The sequence below is a fragment of the Paraburkholderia sp. RL17-380-BIE-A genome (assembly GCF_046028085.1).
Lineage (GTDB): Bacteria > Pseudomonadota > Gammaproteobacteria > Burkholderiales > Burkholderiaceae > Paraburkholderia.
The window spans coordinates 391,577-408,446 of record NZ_JARESQ010000004.1 but is presented as its reverse complement, the minus strand read 5'-3'; the positions used below and the strand labels follow the sequence as shown (position 1 = coordinate 408,446).

Genomic DNA, 16,870 nt, shown 5'->3' with positions numbered 1-16,870 from the left:
GATGCAGACTCAACAACTCGTCGCACTCGCGCTCGCTCTGGCGGCGCTCGGCTTGCTGCTGATCGCAGGCCTCGTGCTGACGCGCGTGGCGGCGGCGCGGCGCAGCGAACGCACGCTGCGCCACGCGCTCGACGAGCGCGCGCTGCTCGCCGCCGCGGCGGCACGCAATGGAGAAGGCGCACAGGGTGGCGCGAAGGCGGCAGCGCGCAGCGCGCGGCCCACGGGTCTAAAAGGCTTGCTGGAGCGCTTTGCGCATGCCGGGATTCGCTGGCTCGACACGCCGTTCGGCCGCCAGGTCGTCGCGGAAGAAGATCGCCGGCTGCTCGAACAATGCGGTTTCGTGGATACGCGCACGCGCGGCCTCTTTCTGGTGGCGCGGCTGCTGGGTGCGCTGGTGCTGCCCGTGCTGGTCGCCATGCTGGCGCGCGGTCAGCTGGAGGGGCCGCGCTATATGGCGCTGGTGATCATCGCCGCGATGGCGGGCTTCATGTTGCCGAAGGTCGTGTTGCGGCGGCGTGCCAGCAAGCGCCGCAACGCTGTGGTCGACGAGTTGCCGTTGCTGGTCGATTTGCTGCGTCTCCTGCAAGGCGTGGGCTTGTCGCTCGATCAGAGCCTGCAGGTGGTGGTCAACGACTTTCGCGGCATGTTGCCGGTGCTCGCCGGCGAGCTGGAGATCGCGCAACGTCAGTTCGCCGCGGGACGCACGCGCGAGCAGTCGCTGAACCGGCTCGCGACGAGTTACGACAACGAAGATCTGCGCGCGGTGATGCGCTTGCTGGTGCAGGTCGACCGGCACGGCGGCGCCGTGCAGGAACCGCTCAAGCAGTTCGGCGACCGCCTGCGGGAGACGCGCCGCGCGATGCTGCGCGAACGTATCGGCCGGCTCGCCGTGAAGATGACAGGCGTGATGATCGTGACGCTGTTGCCCGCGTTGATGATCGTCACGGCCGGACCTGGCGTGCTGGCTGTCCAGCATTCGCTGGGCGCAGCGAAGCACTGAGGATTTGCCATGACTTACAGTCTCTCGTTCGATTCCGTCAAACCGGGCGCCCGTTGCGCCGCGACGCTGGCCGCGCTGTCGCTGCTCGGCGCGTGCGCATCTAAAGACCTTGTGGGTTACGGCGTCGGACCGCAGGCCGAGCGCGCCGTGCTGGCCCAGCAGGCCAATAAGGATCCCGCGCCGGATACGCCCGGCATGTACCTCGGCTTGATCGACCGGATGCAATCCCAGGGACTGTACTTCGCTTCGCTCGCGCATATCGATGCGTACGACAAGCAGTACGGCGCGAGCCCCGACTCGATTCTGCTGCGCGCCGACGCGCTGCGTATGACCGATCAGCCTGCCGCCGCCGTGGCCGTCTACGGACAACTGCTGAAGACGCCGCTCGCCACGCGTGGCTATCGCGGCCTCGGTCTGATCGCTGGCGCGGCCGGCGACTTCACGCGCGCCGCGCAGGAATTTCAGCAGGCGGTCCAGCTCGCGCCGACCGATGCGGCGACCTTGTCCGACCTCGGCTATGCGCGTTTGCGCGACGGCGATGTGGACGGTGCGCGCGTGCCGCTCATGAAGGCGGCCGAACTGGACCCGACCAATCCGAAGATCGTCAGCAACGTGGCGCTCTATCTGCTCGCCAATGGCGACCAGGCGCAGGCGCTGGCCGTGATGAATCAGCAGCAACTCGCGCCGGACGTGCGCGCCGCGATTCGCAGCGACGCGGCGAAGGTGGCTGCGGCAGGGCGCGCGCAACGCGGCGTGCCGGCGCAACCGCAGGTGGGCGCGGGGAGTACGGGCACGCGCACGGTCGCGAGCGCGCAGGGGATCGAGCCCGCGCCGCGCCTGTTGCAGCGTTTCTCGCAATGAGCGGGCGCGTGGCGACTTCGTGCTGAGGCATCAGGCAATCATGGAGCAACAATGAGAAACAGAATGACGAAGCGGGGTTGGCGGGCGTCGATGCCGAGCCGGTGGCTGGCGATGGCCGCGATGGCCGCAATGGCCGGTATGCTGCTGGGCGCGGCCGTTCCCGCGAGCGCGCAGACGAGCGAAACGGAACAGCCGGTTCAGGCTGTGCAACCGGTGGTGCAGGCCAGCGAAGTGGGTCACGCGGCCCGTGCCTGGCTCGACCTGCAGAGCAGCAATACGCAGGCTGCGCCGGCGCTGCCAATGCTCGGCGCCGAAGCCGGGCTGGCCTACCGTCGGTATATGGAATCGTTCAAGAGCAAGATTCCCGATCTGTACGGCTCCGCATTGAATAGCGGCAGCGGGGGCAGCGGCGCGATGGACGTGAACAGCGGCATCGGCGGAACTAGCGGTGGCTCGAACTGACATGCGCAAGTTGCCTTTCGCCATGCGCCTTGCTGCGCGCAACGCACGTCCGCTGCACGCGCGGCGCGCGCTCGCGCGCGGTCAGCACGGCGCGGTCGCGGTGGTCGCGGCGATCTGGCTGAGCCTCGCGATCGCGGCGCTCGGCGCGATCGATGTCGGCAATGTGTATTTTGCGCGCAGGCAATTGCAGCGCACGGCCGATCTGGCCGCGATGGCGGCGGTTCAGATGATCGCCTCCTCGGGCGGTTGCGCGACGGCTACCACCGCCGCGCAGCAGAATGCGAGCGCCAACGGTTTCACGACCGGCAGCACCACGACTATCACCACCACGTGCGGCCGCTGGGACACGAGTTCGAGCACGTACTTCGGCACCAGCGGCAACCCGCTCAATGCGGTGCAGGTGACGACGACTCAACGCGTACCGTACTTCTTCGTTGGACCGAACCGTAACGTCTCGGCGACGGCCACCGCGTTCGCCTCCAACATCGACGCGTTCTCGCTCGGCACCGGCATCGCGACGATCAATACTCAACAGTCGGCGCTGTTGAACGCGATCCTCGGCGGTCTGCTGAAAACCAGCGTGTCGCTGAGCGTGGGCGACACGCAGAGTCTCGCGACGGCGCACGTCAAGCTGGACGATCTGAAGGTGGCGCTGGGTGCCGCGACGATGAAGGGACTGCTCGGCACCACGGTGAGTTTTCAGCAACTGATGGTCGCGATGGTCAACGCGCTGCAGGCGGGCGGCGACACCATCAACGCAGCGATTCTGCAGAAGGTGGCCGTGGCCATTCCGGGCGGGCAGAACATTGCGATCGGCGACGGCGGCAAATCCGCCCCCGGACTGCTCGCGCTTGGCCTCGCTAATCCGAATGCCGCGGCGAGCGCGACGATCAACGCGTTCGATGCTTTACTGGTCGCCGCGCAGATCGCGCAGCGCAGCCCGGACGGCAGCCAGGGCAACGCGCCGGTGATCAATGTGGCGGCTGGGCTGGCGGGCGTGGCGGCCATTTCGCTGCAGATCATCAATCCGCCTGTGCTGGCCGTGGGCGAGGGCGGTACGTCGGCCGACGGGACGTATCGGACTCAAGCGCGCACGGCGGTGATCAACGCGAGTGTGAATCTGTTGCCGGTGATGTTCACGCCGATCAGCCTGAATCTCGGCATCGGCTCGATCAGCATCGCCGCTCTCAATACCCCGATCATGCTTTCGTTGACGAGTGCGCATGGCACTGCCTCACTCAGCTCGGTCGGCTGCGAATCGACCAAGGCGGCGACCAAGGCCACGATTCAGGTCGCTCCGAGTATTGCTACGGTCTGCCTCGGGGCAAACGCGGCTTGCGGCGGCTTGATCAACATCGCTGACGTTACGGTGTGGACCATTCTGACCGGCACGTTCGACCTCACGCAGATCGCGCTTGGTGGGACCGGCCAATTGCCATTGGCGCCGCCCTCGCCGCAGCCCGTTACCTTCAACGGTTCATCCGGCAGTTTCGACTCGTCGATCACCGTCAATTCCAATGCCGTCGGAAGCGACGCGTCGACGCTAACCGCGCAGCTACTCAAGGCGTTGCCTAACCTGCTGCAAGTGACCGCTGCGGGGCTTGATCTGACAACGGTCACCAAGCCCTTGCTCGCGGCCCTCGCGCCCGTATTGTCGACGGCGCTCCAACCCGTTTTCAACCTGCTCGACGCAGTCCTCGTCCCGACACTTTCCCTGTTGGGCGTTCAGGTCGGCACGGCCACGGTCCACAACATGTCGCTGACGTGCGGCGTCGCGCAACTGGTCAACTAGCCTATCCAAGATGAGAACCACCACCAAAATCGAGGAACTCGATATCTACGTCTGGGAGGGCAAGGCCGACATCGTCGACCGGGTCGCGCGCTGCATGGCGAGCTTCGATGTCGAAGTGATCCGTGCGGACGATATCGCGATCTCGCCCGAACGGACCGCGCTGCGGCCGTCGCTCGCGATCATCAGCGTCTCGGTGATCGACAGCGGCGCGTTGATCCTGCGCGACTGGCAGGCGGCGCACGGCATCCCCGTCGTGTGGGTCGGCGCCGCGCCGCGCGAACACGATCCGGCCACCTATCCGTCCGAGTACTCGCATATCCTGCCGCTCGACTTCACCTGCGCCGAATTGCGCGGCATGGTCATGAAGCTCGTGCTGCAAATGCGCGCGCATAGCGCGAAGACGCACGAGTCCGACGCGATGATCGCGAACTCGGAGTGCATGCAGGCGCTGCTGCACGAAGTCGATACCTTCGCCGACTGCGACACGAGCGTGCTGGTGCACGGCGAAACCGGCGTCGGCAAGGAGCGCATCGCGCAACTGCTGCACGAGAAACATAGCCGCTACGGGCAAGGCCCGTTCGTCGCGGTGAACTGCGGCGCGATTCCCGACGGGCTGTTCGAGTCGCTGTTCTTCGGGCACTCCAAAGGCTCGTTCACGGGCGCGGTGGTCGCGCATAAAGGCTATTTCGAGCAGGCCGACGGCGGCACGCTGTTCCTCGACGAAATCGGCGATCTGCCGCTCTATCAGCAGGTCAAGCTGCTGCGCGTGCTCGAAGACAGCGCGGTTACGCGTATCGGTTCGGCGACGCCGGTGAAGCTCGACTTCCGGCTGGTGGCGGCGACCAACAAATTGCTGCCGCAACTGGTGAAGGACGGCACGTTTCGCGCCGACCTGTACTACCGCCTCGCCGTGATCGAGCTGAAGATCCCGTCACTCGAAGAGCGGGGCGCCGTCGACAAGATTGCGATCTTCAAGGCGTTCATCGCGCAGATCGTCGGCGCCGAGCGTCTGGCTGCTTTGCCCGACCTGCCGTACTGGCTCGCCGATGCCGTGGCCGACACCTATTTCCCCGGCAATGTGCGCGAGCTGCGCAACCTGGCCGAGCGCATTGGCGTAACCGTGCGCCAGATCGGCGCGTGGGATGCGGCGCGCCTGCAACGCCTTCTCGCGCTGGCGCGCACCAGCCAGCCGGTGCCGGCGGAGAGCGTCGCCGAGGTGCTGGTGGACCGCAGCAAATGGGACATGGCCGAGCGTAACCGCGTGCTGGCCGCGCTCGACGCAAACGGCTGGCGTCGCCAGGATACGGCGCTCTATCTCGGCATCAGCCGGAAGGTGCTGTGGGAGAAGATGCGCAAGTACCAAATTTTTGACGAAGAGCCCGAAACACGCGAAAGTGAGTAATAATGAGACGGTTGTACTAAAACAAAAACTGTTCAAGCAGGAATTACATGGACCGAAAGTCGAAACTACGACAGATTGCCTTCGCCGCAGTCATCGCGATGGGGGCAGCGCGGGGTGTCAATGCGCAGGCTCTGCCGGACAGCAGCGCGAGTGCTGGCGCCGTGAGCGGCGTTGTTTCCCAGCCAGGCACGATGGCGGCGTTGCCGGCAACTTCACAGGCGGGACAGGCCCAGACCTCCGCGCTCACGCCCGACGAAGCGAAGCAATCCGCCGCGGGCAACGTGGCGGAATTGCAGCAAATGATCCACGGCTCGGATCTGAGCGAATTGCGCACCACCTATAACGGTAGTTACGGCGCGAGCTTGCTGTTTTACGGCAAGGAAATGACGTACTACGTGGCGCTGTTCCAGCAGAAAAACTTCTGGCGGGTCATCAAGACGCAGGACGCGGCGCGTGCCGACATGATCTACAAGGATTTCGTGCGTCAGACGGTGCAACTGTCGGACGTCGAGATTCGCCGCACGCAACTCGAGGCGCAGAAGGCGTTCACGGAGCGGATGATCGCGCTGTCGCAGGACCGTGCGAACCGCCTGCAGGCGGACCTGGATGTTGCGCGTCAGCAGCAGACCATTGTGGCGAGCCAGCAGCAGCAAACGCGCGCCGAAGCCACGGCGCTCGCTCAGCAGAAAGCTTCCGCGCAAGATCAGTTGCGTGCCGCGCAGCGTCAGGTGCGCGAGCTGCAACGCCAGTTGGAAAGCGGTTTGCCCTCGCACTGAAGGCGATGCTCTGAGGACTGTCGGCTGGGCAGGGCGGCGCGGGATTGGAGATGCCGCCCGACACCTGCCCGCTGTGCTTGCTGCGCAAGCAGCGCATGCCACCCTCGGCATGCGACCTCTGCGATACCTCATCTGACGAGCACGCGCTCAAGGGGCCACGCCTGGCTCACCGCATCTGCGCAGGAGAGCCCAACCTCCACGACATCATCTCGCTGTGCCCACGTGATACATCAGTGCGGCAATTTCTAGCGCCGCTTCTTTCCCTCCGGAGACGCCTCTTTGTCCTCCACGTGATGCGGGTCTCCCGTGTCCACGGCGATCGGATCGCTGGCGGGAAAACTTTCCTCGAGTGCCTCATCGAGCCTGTTGTCCGCGGACTCAGCGGATTCGGCGGGCGTTTTCGTTTCGGCTTTGTGAGTTTCGTGTTGCTTCTTGCTGGTCATGACGTGCTCCGTGAGAAGAGAGTCGGCAATCCAGCATAGCGCAAAGCGGGCGCCGGCGAATATCGGCCGAATGGCTTAGGACTTCGCGCCGTGAGCGTCTGCTTCAAAAGCGCGAGGCGAACGAGCGGGGAGGCGAAGCGGCGTCGTCAATAAAAACTTAAAACCAATGCGCATCAGCTCGTTTTCCGTGTGTCGACGCAAAGCGGCGCGGGAAAAACAAAATCAATCGCCGATCGTGTTGGCCGGAAGACCGCAACGCATGTCGCGAACCGGCAGTGTCGAGCTCGGGAGGAGCGCAACCAGGAACCCGTGAACAACTAGGCAGCGAGAACCATGAACCGGAAAAAAACTGCGTGCGCACAGCGCCTCAACGCGTCACACGTCGTGGAAGCAGAACTGGAACATCTGGATTGGGCAACGAGGCAACCGGCGCAGCGCATGCTGGACGCCTGCTATTGGCGCCGCCGTGTGCTGGCGGTCAAATGTGGATTCGAACTGACGGAACTGCAGGTGATGCGCCTGGAAAAGATCTTGCAGCGGCTCGGCCATTCAACGGAGTAGCCGAGCGCTGTTGCGGCAACTTACTCGGTGCCGCCATTACCACCGTTACCACCATTACCACCGCCGTTGCCACCGTGACTGCCGCCACCATGGTGGCCGCCGCCATGATTACCACCGTCGCCGCCCGTGCCGAACAAACGACGGCGGCGCGTCACGACCACGGGGCCGTCCGACGTGCTGCTGCTACGATCTGACGCAGGCCGGTCCGAAGACGGCGCGCCATACGACTCGCGCGGTTCACGCGGTTCGCGCGGCTCACGATGATCGCGCGGTTCACGCGAACCGTGCGGACCGCGCGTGGTGTGTTCGCCGTGCGACGGACGCCCCGCGCGCGGAGCCGGACGCGTGCCGGTGTCGAGCTGGATCGTCGAGATCGCGCGCTTGTAGATGCCTTGCAGGCCGACAGGCGTGCGCAGCATCACCAGATACTGATCGAACGACTCGATGCACCCGGTCAGGCGGATGCCATTGACAAGGTAGATCTCAACGCGCTTTCGTTCTTTGCGCGCGGCGTTCATGAAGTCGTTTTGCGGATGCGATTCTGCGGAAGCCATGGACAATTCAGGTTAGAAAGACGGTTGTTCGCCGCGATTCTACCCTGTGTGGGGGCGGAACGCGTCGGCGGGCGAACTGCGTCCACTATAACGGCTTGTGGACACATAAGCATCTGATAACTATTGACTGTAACGTTGAGTTACGAATCTGCGGACGAATGCCGCATTCTTCCGCCACCCGCAGGCCCTCGCGGCGCGGATGGCGGAAAAAGATAGCGCAGGGCGGCGCCTTCAGCGGAATAAACCACCGGCTGCCGGCGTTATATCAGGCATGGCGGCGCTGCATCGTGCGCGCGGCCGATCGGTTGCACGGTTCGCGCGAGGCGTCCCGGCGCCCATGAGGAGACTCACCATGAAACTATCCCGCATTCTCTCCGCCGTTTTCGTCCTGCTGGCGCTCGCGGGCGGCACGCTCGCGACGAGCGCGTGCACGTCCGCGACCGATAGCAGCGCCTCTGGCACGAGTGGTGGCACGGGCAGCGGCGGCGGCTACTGAACGTCTCGCGCCGGGTGAGTTTCGAAACTGAAGTGATTTCGTGGCTCCCGCAGTTGCGCCGCTACGCGCGCGCACTGACGGGTGACCGCGCCTGGGCCGACGACCTCGTGCAGGATACGGCGGAGCGCGCGCTCGCGCGCTGGGCGGCTTTCCGGCCGGACAGCAATCTGCGCGCGTGGCTGCTGACGATCCTGCGGCATCTCTACATCGACCAGTTGCGCGGCCGCCGCGAGATTGCCGTCGACGAAGAGAGCGCGCCGTGGCGCAATCTCGAAGCGCCTCAGGGTGAAGTCGACGGGCTCGTGCTGCGCGATCTGCAGCGCGCGCTGTATTGTCTGCCGGTCGAACAGCGCGAAGTGCTGTTGCTGGTCTGCGTGGAGGATCTGTCTTATCAGGAAGCGTCGCGCGCACTCGGCGTGCCGATCGGCACGGTCATGTCGCGGCTGTCGCGCGCGCGCGAACATATGCGCGCGTTGCTGACGGAGGGGCCGGCTCAAGGCCCGGCGCGTAAATCTCCGCCGTTGAAAGTAGTGAGAAACCCGTGATGAATAACGACGACTACGATTCCAGCTTGCCCGAAGGGCTCGACCTGCGAGCGCTGTCGGCGTTTGTCGACGATGAATTGCCGGGCACGGAGCGCGCCGCGATCGAGGCGCAACTGCACCAGCATCCGCAGGCCGCCGCGCGCGTGGCCGCCTGGCGCGCGCAGAAATCCGCGTTGCGGGCTTTGTGCGGCGCGCCGCCGCGCAGCGAGCGTGATGAGCGCAATCAACGCCGCGCGGACGATGCCGCCGACGAACCGGCCTTCATCGTGTTGCGCCGGAACACGCCATGGTGGCAGCGAGTGGGCGTCGCGGCCTGCTGGCTGGCGGCAGGCGCCGGGCTCGCGCTGGCTCTGGGTCCGCTCGCGCCGCGTCTGACGGGTGGTGCGTGGGGCGGTTTGGGCGGCCAGCCGCCGAGCTTCGCCCAGCGTGCGGACATCGCTTATGCGGTGTACACGCCGGAGCGTCGTCACCCGGTGGAGGTCGCGGCCAGCGAAGAAGAGCATCTGATCAACTGGCTCTCCAAGCGGCTGAACCGGCCGCTCTCGGTGCCGTCGTTGCAGGAGTATGGCTATTCGCTGGTGGGCGGGCGGCTGTTGCCCGGCGAAGCGGGACCGGCCGCGCAATTCATGTACGAGAACGGCAGCGGCGCGCGGCTCACGCTTTACGTCACTGGCACTTCGCGCGACGAAACCGCGTTCCGGCTGTTGCGCGAAGGCAACCGGCGCACCTTCTACTGGATCAACGACGGCATGGGCTATGCGCTCTCCGGGCCGATCGCAGAAGGCAAACTGCGCACCATCGCCATCGACGTGTGCAGCGCGCTCGGCGGCAAACCGGAGTCTTGGCAGTAGCGGTGTTCGCAGACGCGAAACGCCGTCGCGCGGCGCTGCAATACGCGGTAACCGAAACCGCCGGCGTTGCAGCGGCGCAAGCGGAATAGCGTTGCGCGGCGTTTCGTTTACTCGGTGCTGGATCGTGTCGTCCTCGTGTGCGCATGCGCGGCACGGTTTCGAGCAAGGCAAACCGACGGTGTCTTCACGGCGCCGACACGTTTTTTGCGGGTCGCAACGCCGGTGCGTCGAGGCAGCAAAATCATGTTCACATTTCATCTTTTCGGCAGCCGGCTGTTTAGCGCCGCAGCCTGCCTGTGTTTTTGCGCCGCATGCGCGGCACCCGTCGAGGCGCAAGCGGATCCGGTTTCAGCCGATACGTCGACGTGCCGTTTCGTGGTGGGGCAGGCGGAAATCGACGGCGTCATGCAGCAGATCACCGGCCGCGCGTGCCTGCAAGCGGATGGCACGTGGCAGATCGTCGAAGACGATGCCGCTGCGCAGGCCTTGGCGGATGGGCCGGTCTACTACTACGATCCATGGTACTGGGGGCCACCGGTCGTGTTCGGTGTCGGCGTGTCGTTCGTGTTCGTCGACCGCTTTCATCATTTTCATCACATGGATCATGTGCGCTACATGCACGGCGTGCGCGGACCGTATGGCGTGGGTGGCCATGGCGGTTGGCGCGGTGCGCCGCCCACCCGCTCGTGGGGTGGCATGTCGCATGGCGGCGGTGGAATGCGCCGCTAACCCGCCGCCGCTCGCGCGCGCGGCGACCAAGGAGATGCTTTGATTCGCAGCTTGCCGCCGAAGGTATCCGCCGCGCAGTTCGATCGCGCGCTCGCCGCCTGGCGTTCGATTGTCGGCGAGCCGCAGGTGGTCACCTCGGCGGACGGACTCGCCGCATATCTCGATCCGTTCGCGCCCGGCGAGCGCGAGGCGTTTTCGGCCAGTGCCGCGCTCTTGCCCGGCTCCGTCGACGAGATTCGCGCGATATTGCGGATTGCCAATCAATTTCGCATTCCGCTGTGGACCGTCTCGACCGGGCGCAACTTCGCCTATGGCGGAGCGGCGCCTCGCCTCGCCGGTTCGGTGGTGCTCGATCTGCACCGGATGAACCGCATCATCGAAGTGAACGAGACGATGGGATACGCGCTGGTCGAGCCGGGCGTGAGCTATTTCGATCTGTACGCGTATTTACGCGAGAAAGGCTACAAGCTGTGGGTCGATCCGCCCGCGGCCGGTTGGGGCAGTGTGGTCGGCAATACGCTCGAGCGCGGCTTCGGCTATACGGATTACGGCGATCATGCGGCGGCGCAATGCGGCATGGAAGTGGTGCTGGCCAATGGCGACGTGTTGCGCACGGGAATGGGCGGGATCGAAATCGGCACCGCGTGGCAGTTGTATCAACCGGGCTTCGGCCCCTCGTTCGACGCGATGTTCATGCAGTCGAACTACGGCATCGTCACCAAGCTGGGCGTCTGGCTGATGCCCGCGCCGCCCGCGTATCTGCTGGGCGAAATCCAGTTTCGCCATGAAGCGGACCTCGAAGCGATCGTGGAGACTTTGCGTCCGCTGCGGCTCGATGAAACGATCCGCAATCATGCGGTGATCGAAGGCGGCCTGCGCCGCGCGGCCGGTTTGTCGGCACGCGCGCAGTGGTATGACGGGCCGGGCGCGATGCCCGAGCGCGCGGTGGCCGCCATGCTCGACAAGCTGAACGTGGGCCGCTGGAATCTGCATTTCGCGCTATACGGTACGCCTGAATTGATCGACGCGCGTTATGCAATCGTGCAGCGCGCGTTTGCCCGCATGCCGCAGGCGCGGTTCTCCGCCACGCGCTATGCGGGCGATGCGCAGCCCACGGCGGGCGGCGACCGCAATCTCGCCGGCATTCCCGCGATGAGCGCGTTTCGCATGCTCGACTGGCGCGGCGGCGCGGGCGCGCATGTCGACTTCGCGCCGGTGTGCCCGGCGACCGGGCGCGACGCGTTGCGTCAATACACGATGGTCAAGACGCGCGCCGCGGAGTACGGCTTTGATTACTACGGCGGTTTTACGGCGGGCGCGCGCCATCTGCATCACATCTTCGCGGCGATTTTCGACCGCGACGACGCGAACCAGGTCGAGCAGGCCGGCGCGCTTTTGCGTTCGCTGATGAGCGACGCGCGCGCGGCCGGCTACGGCGAATATCGCGCGCATCTCGCGTATATGGATTTTGCCGCCGCCCAATACAGCTTCAACGACGGCGCCTTGCTGCGCCTCTCGGAAACGATCAAGGACGCGCTCGACCCGAACGGCATTCTCGCGCCGGGCAAGCAGGGCATCTGGCCGGCTGCGTGGCGCGACCGGCGAGGCTACACCTGAGGGCGCGTGTCGCCCGATATGACGACAGGAGCGAACCATGCATCGGCGCACTTTCATGATGACCGGCGCCTGCCTGCCGAGCGTGGTGGGCAGCGCGTGGCCGTGGCTCGCGCATGGCGCGGCGCGTAGCAACATGGTGGCGGTGGTCGATTCGACGCTCGCGCACGGCGTCGCGCTCGCCGAATATGCCGCGCACAGGCAGTGGCCGATTTTCGAAACCGGCGACGATATTGGCGTGCTCTGGTACACGACCCTCGCACCGCTGCTCGGCGCGACGTCCGCGCGATCGGCGGCGAGGCTGATCGGCCTCACGCGCGCCTCGGATTTCTTCGTCCTTAGCGAATTCGCGACCCGTGCGGGACACCGGGTCGAACGGAGTGACGAGCACGGGACGGGCGCCCACGCGCAACCGGTCCATGTCGCCTTCGCGTTCGCGCCGCGCTAGAACCTGTACGCCTTGTTCTTCGGATCGAACGTCGAATCGTCGAAGGTTTTCGGCGTGATGGTTTCGAACACGATCCGCTCGAAGATATTGCCGTTGTTGTCGTAAGACTCGACGGAGCGGAAATACGGGTGCCGCAGATCGAGGCCGAGCGTTTCTTTTTTCGCGTAGAACTGCGGCTGGCCGTTCGGCGTTTCGAAGGTGAAGGCCGCCACGCGCACGCCGTCGATGGTTTTCACGTCTATCGTGGTCGAGCGCGGCAAGCCGGCCTCGGCGTATTTCTTGCCCTCGGCGAGGTACTGATTCGCGATGTATTCGGTACCGAGATCGCGCACGTCATGGTTCGACTGCGCGCGGGCGAGGACGCCGTGCAGCGAGGTCCACAACGGCATCACGTTCAGGATGCCGCCCAGGTGTCCGTACATTTCGTCGGTCCGCCTGGACTCGTCGTAGATGACTTCCTGGCCCGCGTGCGCGCCGTCAGGCAGCCACTTTGCGTAGATTCGCAGCGGGTCGCGCGCGAGGCGCACCAGCATGTGATCGGGCTTATCGGGCCATTGGCCGTGAATGCGTTCCGAACGCAACATGGTGAACTCGTACGACGGATAACCGTTCGGCCCTTCCTTGATATAACGCGGCAACGCGAGCGGATCGAGCGACTGGAATAGCGCGACCAGTTGCGCGTCGTCGAGCTTTTCCATGGCGCCGCTTTGCTGTGCGGCACGCAGCCATTTGACCTGCTGATCCAGCGTGAGCTTGCCGACCTGCGAGGACGGCGTGGCCGGCGCCTTGAGGGTGCTGACGGTATCGAGCGCGGGCGGTGTATCGTCGTTTTGCGCGAATGCGTGAGGCGAGGCCAGCGCGACCGCGCTCGCCACGAGCGCCGCGAGCAGCAGTCTGCGCGACGGCGCGCTTTGCAACGGCGCATGGAGCGACGCCCGTATACCGGCGGCCTGCGTCGAAACACGGGGGAGAGGCATGAAGGCCGACGTGCGGCATGAGCGTGCGGACATGCGGTGCTTCATGAATCTCTCCGTAAGGTGACGCGAGGCGCAATCCCAGTCAGGCAGGCTTTTGCTTCGCGAGTTCCTCGTCTCGCAGCGCGCGGCGCAGAATTTTGCCCACGTTGGTTTGCGGCAGCTCGTCGCGGAACTCGACGAGCTTCGGCACCTTATAGCCTGTCAGGTTCTTGCGGCAGTGGGCAATCACCTGTTCGGCCGTCAGCGAAGCATTGCGCTTGACGATGAACACCTTCACCCGTTCGCCCTGTGCGGCGTCGGGCACGCCGATGGCCGCCACTTCCCGCACGTCCGGATGCGCGGCGATCACGTCTTCGATTTCGTTCGGATAGACGTTGAAGCCCGACACCAGGATCATGTCCTTCTTCCGGTCGATCAGGCGGATATAGCCGCGCGAATCCATCACGCCGATGTCGCCCGTGGCGAGCCAGCCGTCGTCGTCGATCACCTTGGCGGTTTCGTCCGGGCGGTTCCAGTAGCCTTTCATCACCTGCGGCCCCTTCACGCACAATTCACCCGCCTCGCCGATGTTCGCCCAACTGCCGTCGTCTTTCCTGAAACGCACGTGGGTGGACGGCGCGGGCAAACCGATCGAGCCTTCGAAGTCACGCATGTTGTTCAGATCGACCGGATTCATCGACACGATCGGCGAGCATTCGGTCAACCCATATCCCTCGATGATCGGCTTGCCGGTCACCGCCTTGAAGCGCTCGGCCACCGATTTCTGCGTGGCCATGCCGCCCGCCATGGCGAGCTTCAGATTTGAGAAGTCGCGCTTGCAGAACTCCTCGTTTTCGAGGAAGGCGTTGTAGAGCGTATTCACGGCCGTCATACCGGTGAATTTCTCGTGACGGATGATCATCATCACGCGTTTCATGTCGCGCGGATTGGCGATCAGAATGTTGCGCCCGCCCAGCCCCATGAAGATCAGCGCGTTCACGGTCAATGAATAGATGTGGTAGAGCGGCAGCGGCGTGAGCACGGTTTCGATGTCGCCGGTCAGTTGGCCTTCGGACCACGCTTTCGCCTGCAGCAGATTGGCGATGATGTTCTTGTGCGTGAGCATCGCGCCCTTGGCGACGCCGGTCGTGCCGCCTGTGTACTGCAGGAACGCGATGTCCGCATGCGTGGGGTGCACGGGTGTCAGCGGCCGCGAGTAGCCGATCGACAGCGCCTCGAGGAGCGGCACGGCCTTCGGCAGGTTGTACGCGGGCACCATCTTCTTCACGTGCCGGAGCATGAAGTTGAGCAGGCGTCCCTTCAGATTCAGGCCGTCGGCGAGCAGATCGCCGAGACCCGTCACGATGACGTTCTGCACTTTGGTGCCGGGCAGCGCGTCTTCGACCGTCTTCGCGAAGTTCTCGAATACGATGATGGTTTGCGCGCCGCTGTCTTTCAACTGGTGCGCGAGTTCGCGCACCGTATAGAGCGGATTCACGTTCACCACTACGCCGCCGGCTTTCAGCACGCCGAACAGCGACACTGGGTACTGGAACGTGTTCGGCAACATGATCGCCACGCGTTCGCCAGGTTTCACGCCGACGCTTTGCAGATACGCGGCGAACGCGCTGGCCTTGCGGCCGAGTTCGCCGTAGGTCAGGTTCGCGCCCACGCTCACGTACGCCACGCGCTCGCGGAACTGCGCAATGCATTCGTCGAAGAACTGCACGACCGATTCGTACTGGTTGACGTCGATGTCGTGCGGCACGTCCGCCGGATAGGACGCGTACCAGATGCCGTCGGTGTTGGGCGCGTGGGTTGCCGCGCTCGGCGCCGCGGAATCCGTGGCGAGCGGGAAAGGGGTTTGAGTGGGCTGCGTCATGATCGTCTCCTCCCATGCAAAGCTTGATGCGGAATAATCGCTGAAGCTAGGGCTTCATCTATTTGTATGCTGATCCTACGGCCGTTCACCGCTCCAGAATCGCCACCACACCCTGGCCGCCCGCCGCGCAGATCGAAATCAAACCGCGCGCGGTGCCGGCCGGTTTGTCGAGTTGCGCGAGCATTTTCGCGAGGCCGGCGACAATGCGTCCACCTGTCGCGGCAAACGGATGACCCGTTGCCAGCGAGCTGCCGTTCACATTCAATTTTGCCCGGTCGATTGCCCCGAGCGCGCCTGGCAAACCGAGTTGCGTGCGGCAATACTCGTCATCCTGCCACGCCGTGAGCGTACACAACACCTGTGCGGCAAACGCTTCGTGGATTTCGTACAGATCGAAGTCCTGCAAACTCAGTCCGGCGCGCGCGAGCATGCGCGGCACGGCGTACGCGGGCGCCATCAGCAGGCCTTCTTTCTTGTCGAAGAAGTCGACGGCCGCGGTCTCGGACCAGCTCAGATACGCGAGCACCGGCAATCCGTGCTGCGCTGCCCAGTCTTCGCTCGCGAGCAGCACGGCGGAGGCGCCGTCGGTGAGCGGCGTCGAATTGCCGGCGGTGAGCGTGCCGGCGTCGCGGTCGAACACGGGCTTCAGGCTCGCGAGTTTTTCGAGCGTGAGGTCGGCGCGCAGATTGTTGTCGCGCGCGAGTCCCCGGTACGGCGTCATCAAGTCGTTGACGAAGCCGCGTGCGTACGCCTGGTTGAGCTTGCGGTGGCTGTCGTAGGCGAGCACGTCCTGCGCCTCGCGCGAAATATTCCAGCGCTTGGCCATCAGCTCGCAATGCTCGCCCATCGAGAGGCCCGTGCGCGGCTCGCCGTTGCGCGGCAGAAGCGGCTTGAAAAACATGCCGGGCCGCAGCTTGGTCAGCGCGCCGACGCGTTGCCCGGCGCTTTTGCCGCGATTCGCCTCGAGCAGAATCTTGCGCATCCGCTCGTTGACGCCGATCGGCGCGTCGGAAGTCGTATCGACGCCGCCCGCAATGCCCACCTCGATCTGTCCCAACGCGATCTTGTTGGCGACGAGAATCGCGGCTTCGAGTCCGGTGCCGCAGGCCTGCTGCACGTCGTAGGCGGGCGTTTCCCTGGCGAGCGTGGTGGACAGCACGGATTCGCGCGTCAAATTGAAGTCGCGCGAATGCTTGATGACGGCGCCCGCCGCGACTTCGCCTAGCCGTTCGCCGTGCAGGTTGTAGCGGTCGATCAGGCCTTGCAGCGTGAAGGTCAGCATGTCCTGATTCGACGCGGTCGCGTAGGCGGTGTTCGAGCGGGCGAACGGAATGCGGTTGCCCCCGACAATGGCGACGCGGCGTACGGCTGGCTGCGGGTTGGACATGCTCGGCTCCTTCGGGTCGTTCCCTGGTTATTGAATGGGCGAATGGTGCGACTGCTGCGATGATCGACTGCGGCGATCCTGATCGTGGTGATCGTGCTGACCGTCCTGATA

The 16,870-nt window shown here is 64.9% G+C and carries 18 protein-coding genes; 13 read left to right on the top strand and 5 right to left on the bottom strand.

Annotated elements, in window-relative coordinates:
• Position 1: 1 nt before the first annotated feature.
• The 6 genes from P0D68_RS09330 to P0D68_RS09305 all read left to right on the top strand — a co-directional run bounded on the left by P0D68_RS09330 (position 2) and on the right by P0D68_RS09305 (position 6,293).
• The gene (locus tag P0D68_RS09330) at positions 2–1,000 is read left to right on the top strand and encodes a type II secretion system F family protein (protein WP_408293550.1); all 999 of its coding nucleotides are present in this window, start codon (positions 2–4) and stop codon (positions 998–1,000) included.
• 9 nt (positions 1,001–1,009) lie between these two features.
• Entirely contained in the window at positions 1,010–1,861 is an 852-nt protein-coding gene (locus P0D68_RS09325) for a tetratricopeptide repeat protein (protein ID WP_408293547.1), read from the top strand.
• Between the two features lie 63 nt (positions 1,862–1,924).
• A complete protein-coding gene (locus P0D68_RS09320) occupies positions 1,925–2,323 on the top strand; it encodes a DUF3613 domain-containing protein (RefSeq protein ID WP_408293544.1) in 399 nt (132 codons plus the stop codon).
• Between the two features lies 1 nt (position 2,324).
• Positions 2,325–4,115 (top strand): TadG family pilus assembly protein, encoded by a 1,791-nt coding sequence (locus P0D68_RS09315; protein ID WP_408293541.1) that lies wholly within the window; start codon positions 2,325–2,327, stop codon positions 4,113–4,115.
• Between the two features lie 10 nt (positions 4,116–4,125).
• Positions 4,126–5,517 carry a sigma 54-interacting transcriptional regulator gene (locus P0D68_RS09310; protein WP_091794812.1) on the top strand — a complete coding sequence of 464 codons (1,392 nt, stop codon included), beginning with the start codon at positions 4,126–4,128 and terminating at the stop codon, positions 5,515–5,517.
• Between the two features lie 47 nt (positions 5,518–5,564).
• A complete protein-coding gene (locus P0D68_RS09305; protein WP_408186008.1) occupies positions 5,565–6,293 on the top strand; it encodes a DUF2968 domain-containing protein in 729 nt (242 codons plus the stop codon).
• 245 nt (positions 6,294–6,538) lie between these two features.
• On the opposite strand, the gene P0D68_RS09300 is transcribed toward P0D68_RS09305, so the two are convergent.
• A complete protein-coding gene (locus P0D68_RS09300) occupies positions 6,539–6,736 on the bottom strand; it encodes a hypothetical protein (protein ID WP_091794806.1) in 198 nt (65 codons plus the stop codon).
• 333 nt (positions 6,737–7,069) lie between these two features.
• On the opposite strand from P0D68_RS09300, the gene P0D68_RS09295 reads away from it, so the two are divergent.
• A complete protein-coding gene (locus P0D68_RS09295) occupies positions 7,070–7,297 on the top strand; it encodes a hypothetical protein (protein WP_091800581.1) in 228 nt (75 codons plus the stop codon).
• A 20-nt stretch (positions 7,298–7,317) separates the two neighbouring features.
• Here the strand turns inward: P0D68_RS09295 and hfq are convergent, their stop codons facing one another.
• Entirely contained in the window at positions 7,318–7,851 is a 534-nt protein-coding gene (gene hfq, locus P0D68_RS09290) for an RNA chaperone Hfq (protein ID WP_408186007.1), read from the bottom strand.
• A 352-nt stretch (positions 7,852–8,203) separates the two neighbouring features.
• On the opposite strand from hfq, the gene P0D68_RS09285 reads away from it, so the two are divergent.
• The 6 genes from P0D68_RS09285 (at position 8,204) to P0D68_RS09260 (ending at position 12,534) form a co-directional block, all read left to right on the top strand.
• Positions 8,204–8,347: a hypothetical protein gene (locus tag P0D68_RS09285; RefSeq protein ID WP_177204988.1), complete on the top strand. Its 144-nt coding sequence runs from the start codon at positions 8,204–8,206 to the stop codon at positions 8,345–8,347.
• Between the two features lie 14 nt (positions 8,348–8,361).
• Complete coding sequence (locus tag P0D68_RS09280) at positions 8,362–8,892, top strand: sigma-70 family RNA polymerase sigma factor (protein WP_408186006.1); 531 nt, start codon at positions 8,362–8,364, stop codon at positions 8,890–8,892.
• Positions 8,892–9,743, top strand: a complete 852-nt coding sequence (locus P0D68_RS09275) for an anti-sigma factor (RefSeq protein WP_408186036.1) — start codon at positions 8,892–8,894, stop codon at positions 9,741–9,743. Before P0D68_RS09280 ends, P0D68_RS09275 begins: the two co-directional genes overlap by 1 nt.
• Positions 9,744–9,986: 243 nt before the next feature.
• Positions 9,987–10,472, top strand: a complete 486-nt coding sequence (locus P0D68_RS09270; RefSeq protein ID WP_408186005.1) for a hypothetical protein — start codon at positions 9,987–9,989, stop codon at positions 10,470–10,472.
• A 39-nt stretch (positions 10,473–10,511) separates the two neighbouring features.
• Entirely contained in the window at positions 10,512–12,089 is a 1,578-nt protein-coding gene (locus P0D68_RS09265) for an FAD-binding oxidoreductase (RefSeq protein ID WP_091794795.1), read from the top strand.
• 37 nt (positions 12,090–12,126) lie between these two features.
• Positions 12,127–12,534 (top strand): hypothetical protein, encoded by a 408-nt coding sequence (locus tag P0D68_RS09260; protein ID WP_408293533.1) that lies wholly within the window; start codon positions 12,127–12,129, stop codon positions 12,532–12,534.
• On the opposite strand, the gene P0D68_RS09255 is transcribed toward P0D68_RS09260, so the two are convergent.
• The 3 genes from P0D68_RS09255 to P0D68_RS09245 form a co-directional block, all read right to left on the bottom strand.
• Positions 12,531–13,556 (bottom strand): DUF1571 domain-containing protein, encoded by a 1,026-nt coding sequence (locus P0D68_RS09255; protein ID WP_408293529.1) that lies wholly within the window; start codon positions 13,554–13,556, stop codon positions 12,531–12,533. The two genes, P0D68_RS09260 and P0D68_RS09255, sit on opposite strands and share 4 nt — an antisense overlap.
• A gap of 37 nt (positions 13,557–13,593) precedes the next feature.
• Positions 13,594–15,372, bottom strand: coding sequence for an AMP-binding protein (locus P0D68_RS09250; RefSeq protein ID WP_408293527.1), 1,779 nt, complete (start codon positions 15,370–15,372; stop codon positions 13,594–13,596).
• A gap of 85 nt (positions 15,373–15,457) precedes the next feature.
• A complete protein-coding gene (locus P0D68_RS09245) occupies positions 15,458–16,759 on the bottom strand; it encodes an acetyl-CoA C-acetyltransferase (RefSeq protein WP_408186001.1) in 1,302 nt (433 codons plus the stop codon).
• Positions 16,760–16,870: the final 111 nt, after the last annotated feature.